At 52.6% G+C, this 23,238-nt stretch carries 26 protein-coding genes; 10 read left to right on the plus strand and 16 right to left on the minus strand.

Annotated elements, in window-relative coordinates:
• Positions 1-9: 9 nt before the first annotated feature.
• From QEH53_RS14710 to QEH53_RS14735, 6 genes are all read right to left on the minus strand, one after another.
• A complete protein-coding gene (locus QEH53_RS14710; protein WP_309023975.1) occupies positions 10-1,602 on the minus strand; it encodes a GMC family oxidoreductase in 1,593 nt (530 codons plus the stop codon).
• Positions 1,599-2,645, minus strand: coding sequence for a glycosyltransferase family 2 protein (locus tag QEH53_RS14715; RefSeq protein WP_309023976.1), 1,047 nt, complete (start codon positions 2,643-2,645; stop codon positions 1,599-1,601). Before QEH53_RS14715 ends, QEH53_RS14710 begins: the two co-directional genes overlap by 4 nt.
• A 24-nt stretch (positions 2,646-2,669) precedes the next feature.
• Positions 2,670-4,193 (minus strand): hypothetical protein, encoded by a 1,524-nt coding sequence (locus QEH53_RS14720; RefSeq protein WP_309023977.1) that lies wholly within the window; start codon positions 4,191-4,193, stop codon positions 2,670-2,672.
• 155 nt (positions 4,194-4,348) lie between these two features.
• Positions 4,349-5,221 carry a glycosyltransferase family 4 protein gene (locus QEH53_RS14725; RefSeq protein WP_309023978.1) on the minus strand — a complete coding sequence of 291 codons (873 nt, stop codon included), beginning with the start codon at positions 5,219-5,221 and terminating at the stop codon, positions 4,349-4,351.
• A 558-nt stretch (positions 5,222-5,779) separates the two neighbouring features.
• Positions 5,780-7,264, minus strand: a complete 1,485-nt coding sequence (gene ilvC, locus QEH53_RS14730) for a ketol-acid reductoisomerase (protein WP_309023979.1) — start codon at positions 7,262-7,264, stop codon at positions 5,780-5,782.
• 101 nt (positions 7,265-7,365) lie between these two features.
• A complete protein-coding gene (locus QEH53_RS14735) occupies positions 7,366-8,103 on the minus strand; it encodes a class I SAM-dependent methyltransferase (RefSeq protein ID WP_309023980.1) in 738 nt (245 codons plus the stop codon).
• Between the two features lie 76 nt (positions 8,104-8,179).
• Between QEH53_RS14735 and rplU the strand changes: the two genes are divergently transcribed.
• The 3 genes from rplU to QEH53_RS14750 all read left to right on the plus strand — a co-directional run bounded on the left by rplU (position 8,180) and on the right by QEH53_RS14750 (position 9,269).
• Positions 8,180-8,494, plus strand: a complete 315-nt coding sequence (gene rplU, locus QEH53_RS14740) for a 50S ribosomal protein L21 (RefSeq protein ID WP_309023981.1) — start codon at positions 8,180-8,182, stop codon at positions 8,492-8,494.
• Between the two features lie 38 nt (positions 8,495-8,532).
• Entirely contained in the window at positions 8,533-8,775 is a 243-nt protein-coding gene (gene rpmA / locus QEH53_RS14745) for a 50S ribosomal protein L27 (protein WP_309023982.1), read from the plus strand.
• 149 nt (positions 8,776-8,924) lie between these two features.
• On the plus strand, positions 8,925-9,269 hold the full coding sequence (locus QEH53_RS14750; protein WP_309023983.1) for a hypothetical protein: 345 nt from the start codon (positions 8,925-8,927) through the stop codon (positions 9,267-9,269).
• Positions 9,270-9,284: 15 nt separating this feature from the next.
• Here QEH53_RS14750 and QEH53_RS14755 read toward each other — a convergent pair whose 3' ends face one another.
• From QEH53_RS14755 to QEH53_RS14765, 3 genes are all read right to left on the minus strand, one after another.
• The gene (locus tag QEH53_RS14755; RefSeq protein WP_309023984.1) at positions 9,285-10,691 is read right to left on the minus strand and encodes an FAD-dependent oxidoreductase; all 1,407 of its coding nucleotides are present in this window, start codon (positions 10,689-10,691) and stop codon (positions 9,285-9,287) included.
• Between the two features lie 83 nt (positions 10,692-10,774).
• Positions 10,775-11,029, minus strand: coding sequence for a phosphopantetheine-binding protein (locus QEH53_RS14760; RefSeq protein WP_309023985.1), 255 nt, complete (start codon positions 11,027-11,029; stop codon positions 10,775-10,777).
• A gap of 14 nt (positions 11,030-11,043) precedes the next feature.
• Positions 11,044-12,279 carry a beta-ketoacyl-[acyl-carrier-protein] synthase family protein gene (locus QEH53_RS14765; RefSeq protein WP_309023986.1) on the minus strand — a complete coding sequence of 412 codons (1,236 nt, stop codon included), beginning with the start codon at positions 12,277-12,279 and terminating at the stop codon, positions 11,044-11,046.
• A 385-nt stretch (positions 12,280-12,664) separates the two neighbouring features.
• Between QEH53_RS14765 and QEH53_RS14770 the strand changes: the two genes are divergently transcribed.
• The gene (locus QEH53_RS14770) at positions 12,665-13,300 is read left to right on the plus strand and encodes a response regulator transcription factor (RefSeq protein WP_191616704.1); all 636 of its coding nucleotides are present in this window, start codon (positions 12,665-12,667) and stop codon (positions 13,298-13,300) included.
• Between the two features lie 118 nt (positions 13,301-13,418).
• On the opposite strand, the gene QEH53_RS14775 is transcribed toward QEH53_RS14770, so the two are convergent.
• The 4 genes from QEH53_RS14775 to QEH53_RS14790 form a co-directional block, all read right to left on the minus strand.
• Positions 13,419-13,790, minus strand: a complete 372-nt coding sequence (locus QEH53_RS14775; protein ID WP_309023987.1) for an Hpt domain-containing protein — start codon at positions 13,788-13,790, stop codon at positions 13,419-13,421.
• A gap of 19 nt (positions 13,791-13,809) precedes the next feature.
• Positions 13,810-14,403 carry a recombination mediator RecR gene (gene recR / locus QEH53_RS14780; protein WP_309023988.1) on the minus strand — a complete coding sequence of 198 codons (594 nt, stop codon included), beginning with the start codon at positions 14,401-14,403 and terminating at the stop codon, positions 13,810-13,812.
• Positions 14,404-14,425: 22 nt separating this feature from the next.
• Complete coding sequence (locus tag QEH53_RS14785; RefSeq protein ID WP_309023989.1) at positions 14,426-14,734, minus strand: YbaB/EbfC family nucleoid-associated protein; 309 nt, start codon at positions 14,732-14,734, stop codon at positions 14,426-14,428.
• An 89-nt stretch (positions 14,735-14,823) separates the two neighbouring features.
• On the minus strand, positions 14,824-15,735 hold the full coding sequence (locus tag QEH53_RS14790) for an NAD-dependent epimerase/dehydratase family protein (RefSeq protein ID WP_309023990.1): 912 nt from the start codon (positions 15,733-15,735) through the stop codon (positions 14,824-14,826).
• A 122-nt stretch (positions 15,736-15,857) separates the two neighbouring features.
• Here QEH53_RS14790 and QEH53_RS14795 point away from each other — a divergent pair, with 122 nt between their 5' ends.
• The 4 genes from QEH53_RS14795 to QEH53_RS14810 are packed head-to-tail and all read left to right on the plus strand — an operon-like array spanning position 15,858 to position 19,684.
• Positions 15,858-16,418 (plus strand): DJ-1 family glyoxalase III, encoded by a 561-nt coding sequence (locus QEH53_RS14795; protein WP_309023991.1) that lies wholly within the window; start codon positions 15,858-15,860, stop codon positions 16,416-16,418.
• Positions 16,419-16,443: 25 nt separating this feature from the next.
• Positions 16,444-17,826, plus strand: coding sequence for a dihydrolipoyl dehydrogenase (locus QEH53_RS14800; RefSeq protein ID WP_309023992.1), 1,383 nt, complete (start codon positions 16,444-16,446; stop codon positions 17,824-17,826).
• Positions 17,827-17,869: 43 nt separating this feature from the next.
• The gene (locus QEH53_RS14805) at positions 17,870-18,598 is read left to right on the plus strand and encodes an SDR family NAD(P)-dependent oxidoreductase (RefSeq protein ID WP_309023993.1); all 729 of its coding nucleotides are present in this window, start codon (positions 17,870-17,872) and stop codon (positions 18,596-18,598) included.
• A gap of 27 nt (positions 18,599-18,625) precedes the next feature.
• Positions 18,626-19,684: a M20/M25/M40 family metallo-hydrolase gene (locus QEH53_RS14810; protein ID WP_309023994.1), complete on the plus strand. Its 1,059-nt coding sequence runs from the start codon at positions 18,626-18,628 to the stop codon at positions 19,682-19,684.
• A 47-nt stretch (positions 19,685-19,731) separates the two neighbouring features.
• On the opposite strand, the gene QEH53_RS14815 is transcribed toward QEH53_RS14810, so the two are convergent.
• Together QEH53_RS14815 and QEH53_RS14820 are read right to left on the minus strand one after the other, a co-directional pair.
• Positions 19,732-19,953 (minus strand): hypothetical protein, encoded by a 222-nt coding sequence (locus tag QEH53_RS14815; RefSeq protein WP_309023995.1) that lies wholly within the window; start codon positions 19,951-19,953, stop codon positions 19,732-19,734.
• 113 nt (positions 19,954-20,066) lie between these two features.
• Positions 20,067-21,305 (minus strand): ADP-ribosylglycohydrolase family protein, encoded by a 1,239-nt coding sequence (locus QEH53_RS14820; RefSeq protein ID WP_309023996.1) that lies wholly within the window; start codon positions 21,303-21,305, stop codon positions 20,067-20,069.
• Between the two features lie 421 nt (positions 21,306-21,726).
• Here QEH53_RS14820 and QEH53_RS14825 point away from each other — a divergent pair, with 421 nt between their 5' ends.
• Entirely contained in the window at positions 21,727-22,293 is a 567-nt protein-coding gene (locus QEH53_RS14825; RefSeq protein ID WP_309023997.1) for a hypothetical protein, read from the plus strand.
• 7 nt (positions 22,294-22,300) lie between these two features.
• Positions 22,301-22,750: a hypothetical protein gene (locus tag QEH53_RS14830; protein WP_309023998.1), complete on the plus strand. Its 450-nt coding sequence runs from the start codon at positions 22,301-22,303 to the stop codon at positions 22,748-22,750.
• Here the strand turns inward: QEH53_RS14830 and QEH53_RS14835 are convergent.
• Positions 22,718-23,194: a hypothetical protein gene (locus QEH53_RS14835; RefSeq protein ID WP_309023999.1), complete on the minus strand. Its 477-nt coding sequence runs from the start codon at positions 23,192-23,194 to the stop codon at positions 22,718-22,720. The two genes, QEH53_RS14830 and QEH53_RS14835, sit on opposite strands and share 33 nt — an antisense overlap.
• Between the last annotated feature and the right edge of the window lie 44 nt (positions 23,195-23,238).

The raw sequence follows: 23,238 nt of genomic DNA on the forward strand, positions 1-23,238 counted from the left end.
TTTTGAAGGCTACTGGAAAGGTTCTTTTTTCTCAATCAGGCAACTTAGCCGGTCGGCAAGCCGAATAGCTAGCGCGACTATCGTAAGCGTCGGGTTTGCATATCCAACCGCGGGAAATACTGAACTTCCGGCAACGTATAAATTATCGAGACCGTGAACGCGGCATTGTTCGTCCACCACTCCCATTCGAGGACTGGCATGCATACGGGTCGTTCCCATCGGATGCTTGCCTGACTCGGTCCTACCACGCAGTTCCTCCGCCTCTTTCGGAAGCTCGAGCACACCCAAACCCCGCGACTGGAAATTGTCCGAAATCAAGCCCAACGTGCGATGGGCGGAACCAAGGTCGCCGCCGGACAATCTCCAAATTAATTTGCCAAGTGGCCTGCCGAATCGATCCGTTCCGCGACCCAGTTCAACGCGATTTTCTCGTTGCGGAACCGTTTCGTAGTAAAACCTCAATCGCCAGTCTTGTCGGGAATCACCCGTCACGAGAAGCTTTCGCCAAGCCGCAATGAGTGGTTGGTGAGGTCGACGCGCCACTTCGCTCATCAAGCGAGCTCTCTCTCCAGGCACCGCCTGTCCCTTGAAGATTTCCCACAATTCCAGCGCCGCTTTGGTCGACGGGTTTTCGAAAGCGGTGCTCGCTTCGTATCCAGGATAAAAGAACAAAGTTGCATTGGCGAGTTGTTGCTTTTGTTGTTCTGCGGCCGTCAACGATAAGGTATGCCTCGCATACCCATGCGAAGTGGCATCAGGGTGCTCGACTGAGAAATAACGGCGCAAACGACGCTTCTGTGAGGCCCGGAGCCAACCCGGATCAGCGAAACCGTGTTCGGTAAAATAGCGGCCGACGTTTCCGTATTCATTTCCCAATGACCGTTCCGGCGTTTCCCCCGAAAGCAAAAGAAGTCGTGGATTCTCCAACCCACCACTTGCCAAAACGAAAAGTTTCGCCGTCAGCGACGCACGTTTCCCATCTCCGACCGCAATTTCGGCGGTGTTGACTCGGCTTCCTTCTCCTGCATCAAACCGCAAAACAGTAGCATGCAAGAAGGTCGTGACTTCCTTGCTTCTTTCCAGATCTTCCTTGTAGGCGTCTTTAAACTTGAATCTACGTACTCGGAAAAGGCAGTCTTCAACAATTTCACCGGCTAAAGACTCTCCCTGGAAAAGCCGTCGCCAATCCTTCTGGTCGAAACCTTTATCGCCCAACCCACACCACCGAGTAGCGGGCTCCCAGTACGAATCCAGCTCGGAACGTTCGATTGGCCAACCACTGTTGTCGATCCATTCGCGGCGCTCGAAGTCTTGCTCATCTAAGGGACGACACCAGCCAGCCCACAGCTGCGTTGCCCCGCCCAGTCCAGCATATCGAGCTCGGTGGAGCATAGGATGCCTGTCACCCTCCGTTTCTCCTCGGAGCGAATCCTGAGCACTTGGATCATACTCCAAACCACCTGAATCCAGCAGAGCAACGCGTACCTTGCTCTTGCGGGACAACTCCAGGGCGAGAACTATGCCGGCGGCTCCCGCTCCAACTACACAGACATCATAATCAGAGCTCAAGGCATCGCAGCCTTCCTTGAGATTTACGATCATTCGCGTTCTTTCCCCCGTACGGAACCTTTCAAAACTCGTCGAACGCGATACGGCGACCTGCCTTGGCTCTCGAAATAAATCCTTGTCATGAGCTCTGCAAGAATGCCGACTAAAACCAGAATCACCGCACTTAGAAACATCATCATCGCAAAGAGTATGAAGATGCTGTCGTTAAGCATAACAGGCATGCCGTGTTCCGTTGCGTATCCGAATTTCTGTACGGTAGCAAAGATAGTAGAACCGCAAGCGATCGCGATCGCGATAAAACTCAGCTTCGCAAAAAAATACATCGGCTTCTGCAAGTAGTCTCCGAGGAATTTCACCGTCATCAAATCTAACAACACCTTGAAGGTTCGAATGATACCATACTTGCTCTCGCCAGCCACGCGAGGACGATGGTTTACCACACGCTCGCTTAATCGAGCCCCCCTCCACTTGCATAGTGCAGGAAGGAATCGATGCATTTCCCCATACAATCGTATTCCTTCCAACGCCTCCCGGCGGTAGGCTTTCAACGAGCAGCCAAAGTCGTTCAACTGATCGCACCAGGTCAACTTTCGTATGAGGCGATTCGCTATGACCGATGGTAGCCTTCGGCTGAGCCAACGATCTTTGCGATCTTTCCGCCACCCGCTCACGATATCGCTGCCTTCGCCTTCATCCAACTGAGCGACCAACCCGGGTATATCTGCAGGGTCGTTCTGCATATCACCATCCATCGGAACAATCACTCGCCCGCGGGCCGTTTGAAACCCCGCATCCATCGCTGCCGCTTGCCCAAAAGACCGAGCGAACTCAATCACCGTAAAACGTTCGTCCTCAGCTGAATAACGCTCCAACAACGAACCCGTGGCATCCTCACTACCGTCGTTGACGATGATCACTTCGTAGCGTTCCCTTCGGTCGTTCATAAAGGCGACCAGCTCAGAGCAGACCGCCTTAACGTTCTCTTCCTCGTTTCGCATGGGGATCACGATTGATACATCGATCGTTTGGGATGATGAAAGTTTAGGTCTGTCATTAAAATCAGGATACATCATCATCGAAAAACTTTCACTTGCTGAAGTTCAGTTGGAGTAGAGCAACGGATAGAGCACAACTTGAGTATTGTTGTAGGTCGACTCGAAAATGGGTTCGCCGAGGTCGACTCCCTCAAGACCACGGATCACTTCGAGCGACTGGCGCGAGACTTCCCGGTCACTGAAAAGAAAATAGTCAGGGCGAAGAACTGGCAACCGATCGGCAGTATTGAAAAGATCGCTCATATACATGGCTCGTACTTGAGTACCTAAAGCGAAGAATGGAGCCCAATCCCCAATCACTGATTTCCCTTCAGGTACCGCATTCTCCAAAAGAGATCTCGTCGAGCGTCCGTCAAATTCCGGTTCTGATACAAACGATCCGATTCGGACAACAGAATGGACAGGCAAGAACACCGCCGCGACCAAAACGACTCCCGCAATGCGCCTTCCATTTACCCATCGATCACGCCCCCACCAAGCACATCCTGCAAAGCACAGTGATAGAGGAAAGAATACCTTTAACATGACACTGTTTCCAAGGCCCGGCTCTTGCCCGATCGCTAGTGGCAACGTTTTCAGCAAAAAGACATTCGCTACCTGAGCCACCGAGAATGCCGAAACCGCTAAAAGCAACACAGCCGCACCGGCACCAAATCTCGAGGATGGAAACCAGCGCACGCGCCACCCTTTAGCGGATAGCCATTCGCAACCGATCAGCACATACGCGGGCAATAGCGGTACATAGTAACGCGGAGGATTGTATTCGAAAACTCCCATCAGAAGCGTTCCGCCCAAAACCATAGAAACTAATGCAAGCCTGTAGGGCGAGCTGACGGTTGCCCTGAAATCGCCTAGGAGCAAATGAGATGCACAGACCCAACCGATTAGAAAAAGGAACGGGGCAAATCCGATGAGCGGATTGTCCAAAACATTTGCGAGGTAGCCAAGAGGCCCCAAGTCGATGCGTTTTATCCAAACATCCCGCTCCAAATAGAGGACGATTCCAACACCAACCACAGCGACCAGACCAAACAGATTCACCCGTGCCGATGTCCTGAAACCGTTTCCAAAAATCAAACTGGAGAACATTGCAACAATCACAGGAATCAGATAAACCAGAGCTGACAGCTTAACCCCTTGAGCCAATGCTACACCAACAAGCAAAGCTGAAAGCAGTGGCATCAGGTACGCTTTCTCCTTCATGCGAGCCAAAGCAAATACCCAGCCGTACAAAAGCAGAATCATCGGAGCCTCGATCAGTGCCAAACGAGAGAAAAAGAATAGCGCCGCACAACCACTCAACACAGCAACTCCCCCTGCAAGCGTCCCTGGGGAATATCGTTTTCGCATCGCAACTGCGAACAGCATCAAGAAGAGCGTGTAATATATGATTGTGACGCTTCTGGCCGTTGAAAGCTCTGCAGATCCCAATCTAAATGCGCCGACGTAAGACCAACTGGTGAGCGGACTATTCCTATGCCAACCCGAATAATCGTCGCCATCATGCCAATGCGTATCTCCAAACAATACAAGATTACGCGCAGAAAGTGTCTTGTATCCTTCATCCACATACGGACCTGCGCTAAACGGCGAAACCCAAGCCGGCAAGTCTGCCTCGATCCATGCGAACCGTAGTGACACACTAACTACAATTATTACTATCAGCCACCGATAGAGAACTTCCCTTCCACGAAACCGATTTCTGCGTTCAGGGCTCATAGTCGTTACCTACCTTGATTGAACAAATCCATGAAACGCTCACTTAAAGCATCCCAAGAGTGATGCTCCATCACGTACTGTCGAGACAACCTCGACTCTGCCACCACGCTCGTCCCCAGCCTTACCTGCATCAAACGAGCCAAATGGGCCGCCGATGGAAAATTAACATCGATAATATGTCTCCTCGCTTTGCCAAGCTTCGAGCGGCAATCGATCAAGTCCAAAGCTGGAAACTCGTTCATGGGAGGAGCATTAGTCGTTATCAAGGGCAAGCCTGTCGCCATCATTTCGATCATCTGCAAGCCGGTACCTTCAAGGAGTGAAGGCTGGACTGCGACATCGCCCGTATCGTAAAGCTTGGTGTTGTCTTCCTCACTGGGTAGCAGCTCAACGTTTGCTGGCAGGTCATTCTCGATCGGGATTTGGCTGCGAATCTTAATCGGAACCTCTGGAGCAAGCCGAGCTGCCTTTAGAACCACTTCCAAGCCTTTTCGCGGCGGACCAAGCCTATCCCTATATAACCCACGGATAGTGGGAGCAAAGCCGCCTCGACCGTTCACAAAAAGAAAGCTGCGGCACACCGCACGCTCCTTGAAAGAAAAACGATCCACGTCTACGAGTCCCGGAATCCTTTCGACTTTGATCCTCGGGAGAGACTTGGCTTTCCACTGGGTAAGCAAATCATAGGTGTGGCTGTTTGGAGCTAAAAATAAATCTACATCTCTGACCCATGGCAAATACGGAGCCAACCACTCCCAATTGACGATACATACAGATGGAATCCCCATCGAGTGGGCAATAGCTAGCAGGTCGTCTCGCACTGGCGTTTCACAAAACAGGAGACAATCGACCTTACTCAGCCATTTCCGGATGATCATTCTATCGGAATTTGAAGTCACCCTCGTCAAAGTAGCTGGGCCAGTCCAATCGAGACGCTCGTTGTCATCGTTGCTGACAGCTAACCAATCGCGAATACCGAGCTTTTCAACGAGATCGCGACCTTGATAACCTAGCCCACTTTTGGAATCAGGTCCCACGTACCCCAACCGAAAAGGCTTAGACGTACGCTCTATGAGGGACAGGTACAAGTTGGTCGAACGGTTGTCACGACAAGGTACCGCACCCGCACGAAACCAAGAGTACCGATTGGATAAATACCTCACGATCGCGCTATTACGAACGGAAAACATTAAAGAATGAGATGCATCTTGTTGTTGGAACGTGCTTTGTAACGTACGCGGCTACCATCGCTACACCTTACGTATCTGTCGAGAATCGTTTGCGTTGCTTCGAAAATCCCCGAATTTGAAGTTTTTGAGAACTAGCGATGAGCTTTTCCTCCCCATCGAATGCGGACGACAGACAACGTGCGCAAAACAAAACGCCCCGCTCTTTCGAACGGGGCGTGCCTAAATTTCAACTACGCGAAATAGCGTTTAGCCGCCAACAGCGATTTTCGCCATAGCACCCATGTGACCGCGAAGAACTGCACCGATCTTTTCAACACCGTGGCTACGAATCTTGGCATTGGCCGCTACGAGCTCTTGGTTATCAACTGCTGCGCAGCCGGACTCGAGGCCCTTCCCGATCACGTCGGTCTTCACGCCTTTCATGAAATCGCCAAGAAGAGGAATCGCAGCGTTGGAGAAGAGGTAGCAACCGTACTCGGCCGTATCGGAGATAACCTTATTCATCTCGTAGAGCTTCTTGCGGCCAATGGTGTTGGCGATGAGAGGAGTTTCGTGGAGAGACTCGTAGTAAGCGGACTCAGCCTTGATGCCCGCATTTGTCATGGACTCGAATGCTAGCTCAACACCGGCACGAACGAAGGCTACCATGAGGATGCCCTTATCGAAGTACTCTTGCTCGGAAATTTCGACGTCGCCCGCAGTCGACTTCTCGAAAGCGGTGGTGTTAGTCGCTTCGCGCCAAGCGAGCAGGTCCTTGTCGTCCTGATCCCAGTCGGCCATCATTCCGCTGGAGAAAGCGCCGGACATGATGTCCTCCTGATGCTTGTCGAAGAGATCGCGCATGATGTCCTTAAGCTGCTCGGAAAGCTCGAACGCCTTGAGCTTTGCTGGATTGCTGAGGCGATCCATCATGTTGGTGATGCCACCGTGCTTGAGCGCTTCGCAAATGGTGTCAAAGGAGTGCTGGACGAACTTGGACGCCCAACCGGCTTCGACGCCTTCTTCGATCATCTTGTCGTAAGCGAGGAGCGAACCGGCTTGGAGAAGGCCGCAAAGAATGGTCTGTTCGCCCATGAGGTCGGACTTAACTTCGGCAATAAAGCTGGACTCGAGACAGCCGGCACGGTCGCCGCCAGTGGCGCAAGCGTAAGCCTTAGCGATGTCCCAACCCTTGCCTTCTGGATCGTTCTCGGTGTGAACCGCGAGGAGAGTCGGAACGCCGAAGCCGCGCTTGTACTCTTCACGAACCTCGGTGCCAGGGCTCTTTGGAGCAACCATGACCACGGTGAGGTCCTTACGAATTTCCATTCCTTCTTCCACGATATTGAAACCGTGCGAGTAAGCGAGGGTCGCTCCCTTCTTCATGAGCGGTTGAACGGCACTGATAACTGCGGTGTGCTGCTTGTCGGGAGTGAGGTTGAGCACGAGATCAGCGGAAGGAAGCATCTCTTCATAAGTGCCGACGGCGAAACCGTTCTCGGTCGCGTTCTTCCACGATTGGCGCTTTTCTTCGATCGCCGCACCGCGAAGCGTGTAGCTCACGTCGAGACCGGAGTCGCGCATGTTGAGGCCTTGGTTAAGCCCTTGAGCACCACAGCCAACGATGACCACTTTCTTGCCCTTGAGTGCTTCGACTCCGTTAAACTCGGAGGAATTCATGAAACGGCAACGGCCGAGTTGCTCCAGCTTTTGGGCCAAAGTCAGTGTGTTGAAGTAGTTTTTTCTGCTCATGGTGAAAGAGGTCTAAAAATGGGAAAGCGAGCACTATGCGGTCCTCTCCCCTCGGGTAAAGCGCTTTTTCGCCTTCTAATATATAGAGGGTCTCACCGGGTTCAAAGCGGTTTCCGAGCCACCCACATGCGGCAGTCCTCGGAAAAATCGAGTACCGCAGCCCGCTCACAGGCTAGCTCGCTACGCATCGCATCCTCGACGCGTTCGAAGCCCACGCCCAACAAGTCAGCCACAACCTCGCTCCGCAACGGCACGTGCATGAAGGTGGTTCCGTGTTCCGTTTCGAAGTGCCGGTCACCAAAGTCCACAAGTTGGTCGTTCTGCGCCAAGTCATGCTCGGGATCATTCGCCACCGCGAAGACCTTCGAGTAGAGGCGATCCTCCCGATCAAGAGTTGAGAAGATGAAGACACCGCCAGGGCGCAGCACTCTATAAACTTGCTGCAGCGCGGCTTCTCTCACCTGACGTCCAGGAATTTGCATCAACCCATTGAAGGCAAAAACCACCCCGCTAAAACGCCCTTCTTCAAAACTCAAATCGGTGGCATCCTCTCTTTGGAATCGAAAAGGACAGCCCAGGCAGTCCGCTATTTCTCTAGATTCCTGCACCATGCCCTCCGCTAAATCGGTGCCCAAAACGCTTTCAAAGCCCTCCTCCCATAGTCCAATCGCGACGCGACCGGCTCCACAGCCCAAATCGAGCAAACTTTCTTCACGAGAGAAGTACTTGCTGAACAACAGCTTCTCAGACTCCCAAAGCCCAACGTTGGCCACCGCCTTCGCATAGTGTTGCACTGTGCCTGCCTCATTGAAATAACCGCGAACTCTTTCTACATCCATTTACCGAAATTTTTCCGATAAAAAGATTGATCAAACACCGCAAAGCGACCTTATTACGCGGTTTCCAATTTTTCCGATGAAAGCAACCATTCAAACACAGGGCAAACAGTACACCGTAACAGAAGGCGACGTTCTCATCTTGAACCGCTACCCAGACACGGAAGCTGGCCAAAAGCTCGAAATCAGCGAAGTCCTTACCGTGGGCGAAGGCGATGCTTTCAAGCTCGGCGCACCTTTCGTCAGTGGCGCCAAGGTCTCCGCAACGATTCTCGAAAACAAGCGCGGTCGCAAGATCGTCGTCTTCAAGAAGAAGGCTAAGAAGGGCTACGAACGCCGCCGCGGCCATCGCCAAGAGCTCTCCGTCATCAAGATCGACTCCATCGAGTCCTAATCACAAAACCTTTAGCTAGAACATAGCACCCTCCAGTCATGGCACACAAAAAAGGACAAGGAACTTCCAAGAACGGACGCGATTCCAACCCAAAGAACCTCGGAGTTAAGAAGTTCGGCGGCGAAAACGTAATCGCAGGCAACATCATCGTCCGTCAACGCGGCACCCGCTTCCACGCTGGCAAGAATGTTGGTATGGGACGTGACCACACCCTCTACGCTCTCGCAGACGGCAACGTCGTTTTCGACAAGGAGCACCGTAAGGTAGCCGTCGAAGCGTAAGCAACTCACGCCCTGCACTTTCCAAGCCCTTTCTGAGATACCGGAGAGGGCTTTTTCATGCCCATCTCCCTCTGATTTTGAACGATCAACCTCGCCAGTTCGCTCAACCTACACCCAAATCAGCCGATCCCTAGGAAGCACACGGCGCCATGGACAGCGAACGACTTCAAAAGCTAAGACAACAAAAGCAGCTCATCCTCGATCATCTCGATTGGATCAACCAAGAGATCGACCGGGAAATAAACACGGCAGCCCCCAGTAAAAGCCCAAAAACAAGCCGACTAATCGATGCGATCTCCGACGACAAGGAAGTTGCGCCAAGCCTTGATCTCGAATCCGCGCCTCGCGGACAGGTCGTCAGCGACCTCTACACCGAACTCGGACCCGACACCAAAAGCGCCGCTGCCGATACGAAGCGAGGATGCTTAATCATAAGCGCCCTAGCATTCACCGCCCTCGCGGCCGTCTGCGCCTGGGTAATCTACTACTACTAGAACCGGTCGAGAAAACTAGCCTTTGAGCACATGCTCATTCGCCATAACGACGCCGCTTAGCATACTTCCTACAATTCCTAGGTAGCCTTGATCCGTTCCGCAAAGGAACAGATTATCCCACGAAGTCCGGCCATCCTTAACCTTCTCCGGCGATCCATAGATCGCACCACGAGCACGCCGAGTGAACTTCTTGACCGTTCGTGGCGTAAACATGTCGGTCGCCACCAAATCACCAGCATACTCGCGAGTCGACGGGGGCATCATGGGGAGTATCGATTTTTGGATACGCTCGAACCAATCCGTTTTCGCCTTTTCATACTCCTCGTCCGAGTACCCGCACCAATTATCATGGCTAGCCAAGCACGTGACTCGAACGAGCCCCTCCTTCAGAGGGCGATCGCCAAACTCGAAGTTGTTAGGCAAACAAATCACCCCGCTCCGCAAATCGATCGGATCCGCTGGATTCCGATAGGAAAATCTCTCCGCGTTGTTGAAAAATACAATTGTATCATCTCCCCATCCCCATGTTTCGGGGAGCGAGTTATAAACGGCAATCGTTTCGGAAAACGAGAGCTTGCCCGCCTGATTCGACTCGTCCGGTACGAGCGAAGGATCGACGAGGGCGTACGTCTCGGGCAAGCCCGCACAGGACAACACCACGTCCGCCGTAACCTCGGAACCGTCCTGTAATACGATACGGGAGATCTTTCCATCCTCGGCGATCAGCTGTTTTACGCCTGTCTTCATTTTCCGGATACCGCCGAGCTTGCGGTAGCGATCCAAAACGACACGAATCAACAAACGGATTCCCTCGGCCGGCCGTGCCAAGCCTTCGTGGAAGATCGAGCGAAACATTATCACGAACTGCCCCACGTCCATGTCGTCCTCGACCGCAGATCCATAATACATCAACGGGCAAAAGATCATCTCTTCCAATAGCGGATCCGTGACGAACTGCTTGATCCATTTTCGCGTGGAATGATAAGGCTGGTTCAAATCCAGATCAGGATAATTCCGAATTGCGACGCTTAGACGAACGAACCCATCGATTTGCCCGGGAAACAGGCGCTCCACTTCGGCCTCAAGCAAGGCTTCGTCATTCCCAAACCGCAGGTTGACACCTGGAAACGCAACACGAGAAGACTTTTGTTCGATCAAATCGAGCTCCGCTCGATCGATGCGCAACTGCCGCAGCAGCTTGTTAAAAATCGCTCGACGCTCCTTGGCTGGCACAAAATTCGTCATGGCATGGAGGCCGACATCATACTTGCGCCCATCCTTCGCATAAAAACTGTTCAAGCCTCCTGGAGCGTTGTGCTGCTCGAGAATGATAGCCTTCTTTCCGAAGTGGGCTGCGCGAATCCCAGCCGCTAGGCCGGACATCCCCGCTCCGATAATCGCTACGTCGTAATGCTCAGACATTTCGTCCTCAACTCATGGATACAAGAATGGCCCAACCGCTCGCGGTGGGCCAATTCGAAAAATTGATCTGCTAAGAGTGTCTCTTAGACCAGTGCGTTAAACTTAGGAGTCAGGTACTCCGCGCAGCTATCCAAAGAAGCGAGCTGCACATAGTCGGCTTCGGGCACTTCGATGCTGTGCTGTTTACGAAGTTCCATCACGATATCGAGGAAATCCATCGAATCGAGATCCAGTTGCTCACGTAGGGCGACCTCGCCTTTAACATCGCTAAGATCCTCGTCAGGAGCTATTTCTGCGATGATGTCGAGCACCACTTGCTTGCATTCGTCTTTGGTCATGTAAGTTTTCTTTGCTAGTTCGAAAAGCGCTTTATGATCAGCGCCGAGTTAATACCGAGCATACCAAAGGAATTATTAAGAATGGCGTCAACCCGTTTCGCTTGCTTCGGTTCGTTGATGACCAGCCCCGGCAAATCGCACTTAGGGTCCAGATTATCCACGTTGATCGTGGGGTGAACAAGTCCATCTTCGAACGACGGGAGATTACCCGCGAGTTCCAGAGAACCAGCGGCCCCCATGGCGTGGCCGATGTAGCCCTTGGTATTGTTGATGTGAGTGTCGGGGCAGTTGGCAAAGACCTCCCGCACAGCTTCGCACTCTTGAATATCTCCCAGTGGTGTCGCAGTCGCGTGCGTGCTGACGATGTGGATGTCGCTGGGCTGTATCCCCGCCTTCTCGAGTGCTCCACGCATACATTCAGCTTGTCGCTCCGGATTCGGCAAAACGTAGTCTGTGGCGTCCGAGTTGATCTTGTAGCCAACGATTTCGCCGTAAATTTTTGCCCCACGGGCTTGAGCATCCTCTAAGCGTTCGAGCGTGTAGAGCGCCCCTCCTTCGGAAACCACGATTCCGTTTCGATCCACGTCAAAAGGGCGGGACGCCTTGTTCGGGTCCTCGTGCTCAGCCAACGCCCCTTGGCTCTTGAAACCGGCGAAAATTCCGAAAGAGCGGATGCTTTCGGAAACGCCACCAGCGATCGCAAAATCGACTTCGCCGAGCTGAAGCATCTGCATCCCCTGAATGAGTCCCAAATTTCCAGCCGCGCAGGCAGCTCCAATAGTGTAAGCCGGCCCGTGCACCTTTAGGTTCAGGGAAACCTCACCCGCTGGATTGTTGGAAACGGTTCTTGGATTGTGGTGATGCGACCAAAACTTCGTGTCGTAGTCGAACTGGGAAATATTGTAGACCTCGTTTTCTGTCTCGACGTTTCCATGCTCAGTAGTCCCGACGTAGATTCCGGTCCGCTTGGAATCCAGCTGATCCACCGCAAGGCCTGCATCCGCCAAAGCCTCGCGAGCGCAGTAGATTGAAATGCTTCCAGCGCGCGTCCCGACTCTCAACTCCTTGCGCTTCTGGTATTTGGTTGCTTCAAAATCGCAAACTCCCGCTAGGACCTGCCCCATGTAGCGCATGTCGATTCGGCTGATTCCACCCTTGCCTTTCAGGAGACTACGACGAAATTCCTCAAGCGTGTTGCCATTGGGAGAAGTGAGGCCGACGCCAGTTATTACTACTCTACTAAGTGCCATAGGATTGTTCGGATATTGCTATCAAGCAGGACAAAGAATCGGGGTTAGCCAAATATCCACTCCATTCAACACTAAATCAGGATGTGACGGAGCGCCCAATACATTTACCTACGGTTTTCAAGTCGCCTCGTTCGATTCTAAATGCTCCCAAAGAGGTCGACCTTTAGAACAACGTGTCTCCGCCGTTAGGGGCTTCACCCCAAAGGTATCGTAATAATATTCCGGCAATTCAATAATAGACCGTAAAGCGGCAACAAACATGTTGCTTAGCCTTGGTTCATGATCATTAATTGACGGAATCCAACTGGTAGTAATACGTAAACTACCTGAATAGACACCTAAGAAAACACCAACAGCCAGCACCTGTATTTAGACCGTAGACCGAATGAAAGTCGTACTCATCGAAGACCAAATACTCTTTAGAGAACTCACTGAATCAATCGTCCGGACCGACTTTGGGCTGGAAGTGGTTGGACAGTTCGACGACGGGGAAGAAGGCTTGCAAGCCTGCCTCGACCTCCAGCCAGACCTCGTAATCCTCGACCTCAAAATTAAGAAGCTCGGTGGATTAACCGTATTCAACCGCATCAAGGACCGCACTCCTGAATGCAAGGTAATCCTCGTATCAGCTCACTTCACCCCAGAGATCGTCAAAAACACCGTCGAGCGCGGGGTGAATGGCCTCGTCACCAAGAACAGCTCCATCGAAAGCCTTAAGGATGCTATCGGCCAGATCCTCAAAGGAGCTGTCTACTACTCCCCTGAAGCCTACAAGCTGCTTCGCCAGCCCATCACTAACAAGGACTACAACGACAGCCTCAAGATGCTCACCCCTCGCGAGACAGACGTACTGCAGATGGTCGGCGAAGGCTACAGCTCGAAGGAAATCGCCCGTTCGTTCAACCTCAGCGTCCGCACAATCGACGCTCACCGCTCGAATATCATGCGAAAGCTCAATCTCCGCGGCGCTACCGATATGACCCGTCTCGCTGTAAAGCTGAAGCTGGTAAGCCAAGATTGATCGCAGAAAATTCTATTTCCACGAAAAGGCGTTCCTGAGCAGGGACGCCTTTTTTTGGGTCCCGTCGGTATCGGAAAACAAATGGAAGGGGGCTCAACCCGTCAGCCTACTCGGCTTGCTAATGACGATTCAAAATCTCCGAAACATCCCGGATGTAGGCGTCAGATTCGTCTTCAATTCGCTCCACAAGATTTTCCACTTTGAGTATCTCACCGTTTCGGCTTAGCGAGAGCGCCGACTCGGTGATCCGAAAAAGCTTCCGAGCTCCCAAAGCCGCCGCAGATCCCTTCATTTGGTGAATCACCTCATGTACCTCTTCCTCGTTTTTGGCAGCGAATGACGTCTCTAATTCCTCAAGTAAGCGAGGCGTTTCCTCGAGATAGATTTCGAACAAGCGCCGCAACAGCGGACGCCCGTCCTTCTGCCTAAGCAACAGCTCATCGACTGTCGCTCTGTCATATACAACTTCGTTGGATACGTCTGGTAGCATGGTTCCAGAAAGCCCGAAATTAATATCGTTGGCGAGCGTCAAGCGCGCTTTTCAAAGTTCCAGAATCTGCATACAGCACCGACGCTCCGCTTGGTAAACCAAAGCCAATTCGCGAAACCTCAACGGAATCGCTTTCCACCAATTCCGTCAAGTAATGGCAAGTCGCCTCGCCCTCTACGTCATTCGGCAAGGCCAGAATTACCTCCGTCACAGACTCTGCCTCGATGCGGGCGGCGAGACCGGACATATTCAAATTATCCGGCCCGACTCCATTTATGGGAGACAGCTTTCCGTGAAGCACGTGGTACCTCCCACGATAAGCACCCGACTTCTCGATCGCCATCAAATCGCTCACATGTTCAACCACACACAAAGAGCCGCTCTCCTCGCGACGCACATCCTCGCAGATCGCACACAGCTCCTCCTCGCAAACGTTTCCGCACGTCGAACAGCTACGCACTCGTTCGCTTGCACTTAGAATTGCGTCACTCAACCGCTTCGCCGATTCAGGCTTTTCTAACAACAGATGGATAGCCATCCGTTCCGCGGAGCGATATCCCACACCGGGCAATCGCTTGAGCTCTTTTTGCAACGCTTCGAATGCAGGAGTCATGTAAAACGTAACAAAAAAGCAACTACATCAACCCGGGCATGCTGAAACCCTGCGTGGCCTTAGCCATTTCCTCTTCATTGAAAGCTTTTGCCTTAGAGGCCGCTTCCTTCACCGCTTCGAGCAAGGTCTCTTCGACTAGGCTAGCCTCTTCCTTAAGTAGTTCCGGGTCGATCTTGAGCGACTTAAACTCACTCTGACCGTTGATTTTAATCACTACCGCGCCACCACCGCTAGAAATTTCGAGTTCCTTATTTGCAAGCTCTTCCTGCATCAGCTCGATCTTCTTTTGCATCTTAGCGGCTTGCTTCATCAATTTGCCAACTCCAGCCATAATTCAGCTCCTTCTCTTAAATAGTTTCGGGTTAATCGTTGCGTAAAACAGCGGGCCAAGCTGCATCCACCTGTCCGCAGCGTCAATCTCTAACCCTCTTTCAGCAGATCGCCAAAGCCCTCCCGAAAACTCGGAAACCGCGGATTCCAGCCCACCGCTTTCTTCAAGGCGGCATTGCTGATGCGACGGTTCGCCGGACGTCCGTTCTCGCCCAATCGCCGCGACGCCCGCCCGCTGGTATCAGCTTCTCCCGTAAATCGAGGCGTTGGATTGCCGACCGCTTCCGCAATCCAGCAAGCGATCTCCTGCTTCAACTCTGGCTCGTCATCTACCACCGTAAATGTTCCTTCCACAGGCGACTCCGCCTCCAAACAACTCCAAATCGATCTGACCACATCCTCAATTCGCACTAAGTTCAGATAATAGTCGCCCCAACCCGCTAGCTCATCTTCGCCCGATCGCAAACGATCCAACATCAAATGACGCCCAGGCCCATACAGACCCGCAAGACGCAACACCGTAGCCTGCGCTCCTCGCAAGCCGCGTAAAAACACCTGCTCCGACTGTCGAACCAAAGCTCCCCGCTCATTGGCGGGCTCCGGCGCAGAACACTCATCCACCCACGCTCCCCCAGCATCCCCATAGACACTCACGCTACTGGTGTATATCGCCCTACCTGCAAAGCCAACCGACCGCGCCCATTTGCGCAAGGACTCGTTCCCCCCTATGTAAGATTGTCGATACCCGGCTAGCCCGCCGCCAGCGGAACTCACACAATTGACCACGAAATCGACATCGCTACCGGCAGCCTCATGCCAAGCGTCGGTATCCACCAGGCCACAAACTGTTTCCGCGCCCATTTTCGCAACTTCTGCCAATGTATCCAAATTACGCGTTACAGCTAAAACACGCATCCCCCTACGTAACGCGTCTGCAACCAGCAGACGTCCTAAATAGCCGCAACCCAACACCAAAAGCCGCTTTCCCTTTCCTGCCAACATCCGCTTGTTCTCACCTTCATCCCAGTGACTCGCAAGCCAAAGCGGCGACAAGAAACGGGACAGCCTGAGGATTGAATCGCAAAATGATTGCCTGAAGTCCCAACCATGCCCCAAAAAACAGTATGCCCAGCCAACGCAAACACGCCCTCGTCATCGTTTTCGACGGCATCGAGGAAATCGAGGCTCTCACCCCCGTCGATATCTTACGACGAGCCGACATCGAAGTCACTGTCGCCAGCGTCAACGGCCAACCCCAGGTCACAGGGCGCAACCAAATCACCTTCGCCGCAGACGTCGCCCTTTCGCTGGTGGCTTCTGACTCGTTTGACCTCGTGATACTTCCGGGAGGTCCCGGCGTTCTCGAACTCCTCGAAAACCAAGCAGTCCGCGACATTCTTGTTGCTCAGGACAAGGATGCCAAAGAACTGGCAGCTCTCTGCGCCGCACCCAAAATACTCGCCCACCACGGTATCCTGGATACGCGCACAGCCACATCGCACCGATCCGTTCGTGACGACCTACCCAATGCTTCGGACAACCCCGTGGTCGTCGATGAACATATCACAACTTCCCAAGGCCTTGGAACCGCAGTCGATTTCTCACTCATGCTCGTTGAAAAGCTTACCGACAAGGCGACAGCTGAACAAATAGCCGAATCCATTCATTTCAATCCGAGTGCCTAACACCCTACCCACTGTTCCATTTTAAATGAAAACCTACGATTTTATCGCAATTGGCGGCGGCTCTGGCGGCTTCAATGCAGCCCGCGTCGCTCGCGGATATTCCGATAGCGTTGCTGTCATCGACGGTGCGGAAGAATTAGGCGGCCTCTGCATCCTGCGCGGCTGCATGCCCTCGAAAACTCTCATCTACTCAGCCGAAGTCCTACACCTCGCTCAAAACGCCAATAAATTTGGCCTGAATATCCCGAGTGCCACCGCCGATATGCCGGCTCTCCACAAGCGTAAATTGGACATTATCAAGGAGTTCACAGACTACCGAGTCGAATCGATGAGGAGCCGTAAATACGATCTTTACCGCTCCTACGCAAAATTCATCGACAGCAACACCCTGGAACTCGCCGACGGCACCCAACTGAGAGGAAAAAAGTTCATAATTGGCACCGGATCTAAAGTATCCGTCCCACCAATACCAGGACTCGAGCATGAGGACATTTGGACCAGCGACCACGTGCTCGACCTCGATTTCCTACCGGAGTCGACCATCATACTCGGAGGCGGTGTCGTCGCTTGCGAGCTAGCTCAATTCCTCAACCGAGTTGGTAGCAAGGTCACGCAAATCCAGCGTAGCTCGCACATACTCAAAGACCAAGCTGCGGACGTCTCCGAAACGGTCGAAAAAGCGTTCCGCAACGAAGGTCTAGACCTATTCACCGGAACCTCGCTCAAGCGTATCGAAAAAACGGACACAGGTTACAAAGCAGTATTCGATCACGAAGGATTCGAGAAATCAGTTACCGCCCAATACGTCGTCAATGCTCTTGGTCGCACTCCCAACACCTCAAATCTCGGACTGGATAACGCTGGGATCGATCTCCTACCAAACGGACAAATAAAAACTGACGAACACCAGCGCACCACCAACCCTGACGTCTACGCGGCGGGCGATTGTGCCGGACCTTTCGAGATCGTGCATACCGCTGTCCTCCAAGGCGAATATGCAGCTCGGCACGCATTCAACAAATCAAGCGTTTTCAGCCCACTCAATTACGACCACATGCTCGACGTCGTCTTCACCGATCCTCAAGTGGCTCGCGTCGGACTCACCCAGAAAACCCTCGACGAGCGTGGCATCGAGTACATCGCGGCGGACTATCCTTTTGACGACCATGGCAAATCCATCCTAATGGAAGCCAAATACGGCTTCGTTCGCCTATTCGGCGAAAAGCCGACAGGACGTATCCTCGGAGCGGAAATAGTATCGAAAGACGCCGGCGAGCTTATCCACGCCCTCTCCGTGGCCGTCTCCAATAACCTTACCGCGGCCGATCTCCTCAAGACCCATTGGTACCATCCCACTCTCGCCGAGATAATCAGCTACCCTCTCGAAGACATTGTAGACGAACTGTAATTCAAACTAGAAGGGCGAGTTTCAACTCGCCCGAAAGCCAACCATGCGTACGATCATAATAACTGGTGTATCCAAAGGGCTCGGACAAGCCCTCAGCAAATCTCTCGCCAACGAAAACACTAATCTCGTCGGCTTTGGCCGTACGCAAGGAGAGTTCTCCGGGACCTTCCACACATGCGACTTCACCAAACCTCAGCTTGCATATAGCATTTTCCAGCAAGCACTAGAATCAGAGCCGATCGAAGAGTCTGAAAGCGTGATATTCATCGCCAACGCAGGTCGCCTCGGCCTGCTTCAACCGATACAAAACCTCGATCCCTTCGAAATCGAGGAAACCATCGCCGCTAACCTCACTCATTCCGCGCTCGCCGCAGCGGCTTTCGTGAGTCGCGTCGAGTCGCTCCCAATCCCCAAGGCATTCTTGCAAATTTCGTCCGGAGCGGCCTTGCCCGAACGCCCAAAGGCAAGCTGGTCACTCTACTGTGCTTCCAAGGCTGGCCAAGAACAACTTGTCCGTGCCATCGCAAAGGAACAGGATACCGCGGACAATCCCACCACCTTCGTCAATATCAACCCTGGCGTTATGGAAACCGCTATGCAGGAGCAAATCCGCAATACTTCCCCCAAGGCCTTTCCAGACGTCGAACACTTCATTAAGCTCAAGGAAGAAGGCCGTATCCCATCACCGGATACCATTGCAGCTGAAATAGCAAAGCTCCTCGATAATCCCTCCTCCCTCGAAAACGGAAAGACCTACAACATCGCCCAGTAGGAATCCACTCCCCTATTTCGCCCTTCCATGAAAGCACCAGAATTTCTCCTCGAACTCCTCGAAGCCAAAAGCCCCTCTGGGGCAGAGCAGCAAGCTCAAGCCGTTTTCGACAAATACGTCGAACCTTCTTCTGACATTTACCAGAAGGACACTATTGGAAATCGTATCGGTATCCTAAATCCGGATGCAGAGACCTCCGTCCTCTTCGCAGGCCACCTCGATGAGCTCGGCCTGCAAATCAACTACATCGACGACAATGGCTTTCTCTACTTCCAAACCTTGGGAGGACACGATCGTATCGTCATCTCCGGACGCCGCGTGCTCATCCAAACTAAAAATGGCATTGTGAAAGGCGTTACCGGCAAACGTGCAGTCCATCTTATGGATTCCAAAGACCGTGAGAAAGTACCGCAGATACATGAGATGTGGATCGACATAGCCGCTAAGGACAAAGCCGACGCCCAGTCTCGGGTCCAAGTCGGCGACGTCGCCACCTACAACCACGAGTTCGAATTCATCCACGGTAGCGTTGCCACTGCCCGCGCCTTTGACAACAAAGGAGGCTCGTACATAGTGGGAGAGACCCTCCGCCGACTCGCCAAGGAAAAGGATGAGCTGCAAGCCAAAGTCATCTCCGTCGCAAACGCCCAAGAAGAGGTCGGCGTACGCGGAGCGATGGTTTCAACCTATAACGCCGCACCCACCTTCGCAGTAGCGGTCGACGTCGGCCACGCCACCGACCACCCAGACTGCGACAAACGCAAGTTCGGTGAGTTCAAACTTGGCGGCGGTCCCATAATTACCCGCGGCCCGAATATCAACCCGATCGTATTCAAAAAGCTGATCGAAGCCGCCGAATCCAACAACATCCCCTACCAGCTCGAGAGCGACCCGCGTCCCACTGGCACCGATGCCCGAGCCATCCAAGTAGCCGGCCCTGGTGTTGCCACTGGCCTCATCTGCCTCCCACTTCGCTACATGCACACCCCGAGCGAGATGATCGACCTGCAAGACGCCGAACACTGTATCCAGCTTCTCGTTGCGTTCTCAAAAGCGATCGTATCCGGCGAAACCGGAAACTGGTAGTACTATCAACGATACTCTTGAGAACTCGCCACCAAGCGCATTTTCTCCTACACTCGCTTCAACGCTTCCGCGATCTCATCGAGGTTGCTGCGCTCGCCACCGCCAAACCCCTCGCCCGAAGATTCTTCGAGGTGGATAGCTTCCGCCTTCCAGGATTCTAGCACCTTCCTCTTTTCATCCTGGGACAATTCGTCGTCAGTTAGGACCTCAAGAGGGCGACTGTAGCTCGCTCCAGGATTCTTTTTTGCCTCCATAAACTTCAATTTCATAGCAGCAGCATACAAGAAAGTTCCTAATCCTGCAACTCGAGACAGCGGGGACCTGCAATGAGATCCTAGACTTAAGCATTTCCCCCAAGTCAACAATAACTACGAGTCGAGTATCACGGAATCCGATACACCGAATTTTCCCCTGATCCGACCTTTTGTCCGCCATTTTCGAGAATCGCCCTTTCCGCTATCGCCAAAATGCGATCAACGATGTCGGAAATTCGAGTCACGTTGGGCAAACCATCTCGCGAATAATTGATGTACAAATCGTTGAACGGTTCTTCCCAACGGCCGCGACTAGGTAGATCGAGCGTCAGTCTCTCTGGAATGGAGCTGCCACCGTGCATGATTCCCAACAGACCTCCGCAAGTCGCCGCTTGGTTATCGCAATCATAACCAAGAGACGTTGCGATCGATACGGTCTTTAGATAGTCCCCTTCTCCATACAGGATAGCCATCGTCCCCGCCAGACCGTTGATTACCGCTCCACCTAGGGGATAGTCTATGAGGACGCCATCTATCCGCTCAAAATACCTCTCGTGCATCCTTTTCCGAGCGTCGCGCCAATCTGAATACTGAGCCTTCCACTCTCGCACGTCCTCCATTCCCTGCCGATAAGGACTCGCTTCCGGCAAGGCCGCAATGGCCCGATCCACCAGAACCTTCACGTCATCCTCAAAAAACGCTGAGCTGTACATTGAGACGTATGCAATATCGGGATGAGTCGCCCACTCGTCCGACAGCATCTTGGCATTCCACTCTGCTCGCTCGCCAGCCCGCTCCGGCATTCCGGGATAAAACGCTCCCCAAATCTCAGTCATCAACTGCGATGAGATACCAAACCACCGTGCGTTCCGTTCTCTGCTACCTGTCTCGGGCGGAGATACGCCTTCCTCCATAAGGTCCCGAGCGTTTCGAGCCGCCGCCCAAATGAACCGATTGACGTGCACCTTCCAAATACCCATCAAATCCTCGTAGCTCATATCGAGCCCATGCAGCTCGACTGCATGCAGTGTCACGAATTCGATATCTGTATCGTCGTCGCTCCATGCCCCACCCATCGCATCCGCCATGATCGGGGTAAATGAACGACGATCAGTGAGATTCATCTTCAGGTCGGCGGGACCAGCATCACGGTAGTCATAGTATCGGTCGATCAATATAGGTATCGGCTCTTCCTCGTAGAGGTTTTCGAAAGGAAATCCAAGATAGTTACCAGCAATCTGCCCGATCCAGTACCCGTGAATTTTATCTCGTAGCTCGGCCCTCGAAATCTCCTTCGGGCCGCTATTCGCTGAAGCCATCCCGAACAAGAAAAGGACAGCAGATAATATAGGTATGAGGGTTTTCATGATCTGGATAAGTTTTGGATTAGTTAGCAGAAAACGATCCGCCTTCGTGCCAAGACAGTCAACGCGGCGTCGACTCGACTAAACGGGATCAGTAGCAAGGCCGCCGAAGCGAGAGCTCCGGCAAATTTCCGATCGGCGATCATTGACTAGCTTTCGCAACACATCGCTTCCAGATTCGATAATTGAGCAGTCTCGAACATTCCTTCCGCCCGCAGAATGTTGGTTGCTGTATTTACCGGCAGAATACACTAGCCTAACGGCTCAGCCAAACCGACTGTCAAATTCTCCGATAAGACTCTTGCAGCAAGACTTACTTCATCGTGGTGCGAATACATCTAAAACCTCACCATAGGTCCCCATAAACGCAGCTCTAAGAGATTGACATAAACCTCTCTAGTAGAGGATCTTCTTACTTTGAAACATGGCCGCATCCGACAATCCTGCCTTCACCCCCTTGCCCCAAAATCTTGAGCTCGTCGTCGAATACGACGCTATTGTGATACGCCGAACCTGGAAATCCGCACTGGCTTACTTCCTTATCGTCTTCGCCCTTTTCTGGAATATATTCATGGTCGTCTGGACGAGCATCGCCATCAGCAATGGCGTTTGGATAATGGCAGCTTTCGGTTCCATCCATGCAACCGTCGGAATCTTTCTAATTTATTACACGATAGCCCTTTTCGTGAACAAAACCGACATCCGCATCGACACTTATAACCTCTCCGTCAATCACTACCCGCTTCCCTGGAAGGGCAAGCTGCAAATCCCCGTCGAAAACGTCCAGCAGGTCTACTGCAAAGAGAAAATTACCCGAAACAAAAACAACACCAGCATCACCTACGAGGTGCACTGCATCGATCGCAACAACAAGCAGAAGAAACTTCTCTCCGGCTTAACTGACTCGTCGCAGGCTCAATTCATCGAAGCGGAAGTCGAGAAGATCCTCGGCGTTAAGGACCGCCCCGTATCGGGCGAATTCAAGAAGTAGCTACGGTATGAAAGCCCCTAATACATTCTCCAGCAAAGCCTGGCTTCTAGAGGGCCCAATCCACAGCATCCCCGGAATCCTTCACTTGGAGGACCGTACGCTCAGCTACCTCATTCTCGAGTCTGGCACCTTCTCCGAATCAAAGCTCAAGTCCCTACTCGAGAGCCATGGAGCGGGCACCTCCGAAGGCGACTCCAAATACCCGATACAGCTCTTTTCGATCTCTCTCGATGAAGTAAACACTTTCCACATCCCTTGGTACTACTTCGGAGCCGGCGGCAAGCTATCCTTTGCAAAACACGAATTGAGATTCTCCTTCGTTAAACCCCAAAACACCGTAGAACCGACCTACTACTCGGAGAGCTTCTTGGAATGGCGAGGCGGCAAAGGACAGGACGAGGTTAACATCCTCGAAGGAAAGTCCTCAGGCAAAACCTGGAAGGCGTTGCTCAGCTAAGCTACTCGGTTTCCGCAACAACCTCTGGTACAACCAAGCCCGTTCCCATTCCGCCTTCCCCATCGGACCGACAGGAACCAATATAAACGTGTTTTCATCCTTATTTTTGGATACGTAATTGCCCCCATTGTCGCCCCACCAAGGAAAATTTCCGCCGAACGCTCGTACTTCGAACTGCATCACATGCAATTGACCACGCAGTGTAATCTCACGTTCGATCCGAGGCCCTCCAAGGTGCCGAACGACGGCTACGTTCGCCTCCCCGCCCGCTATCGTTTCACCCCCCTCAACCGGAGCCGGCCCCACCATCCATTTTCCGGCAAACCACGCTGCTTCTTCATTCGAGGCAGTGTCTGCTTCTAGACTTGGACCGAATAAGACCAATGCCGTGAGAACAATCCAGGCTGCTCGCCAGCTACCACGCCTCGCAATCTTTTTTAACATAGCCGATAAAAGGGAGTTATATTTCCTATAATCAATCTCAGAAA

Origin of the sequence: Pelagicoccus sp. SDUM812002 (assembly GCF_031127835.1) — a bacterium.
GTDB lineage: Bacteria > Verrucomicrobiota > Verrucomicrobiia > Opitutales > Opitutaceae > Pelagicoccus.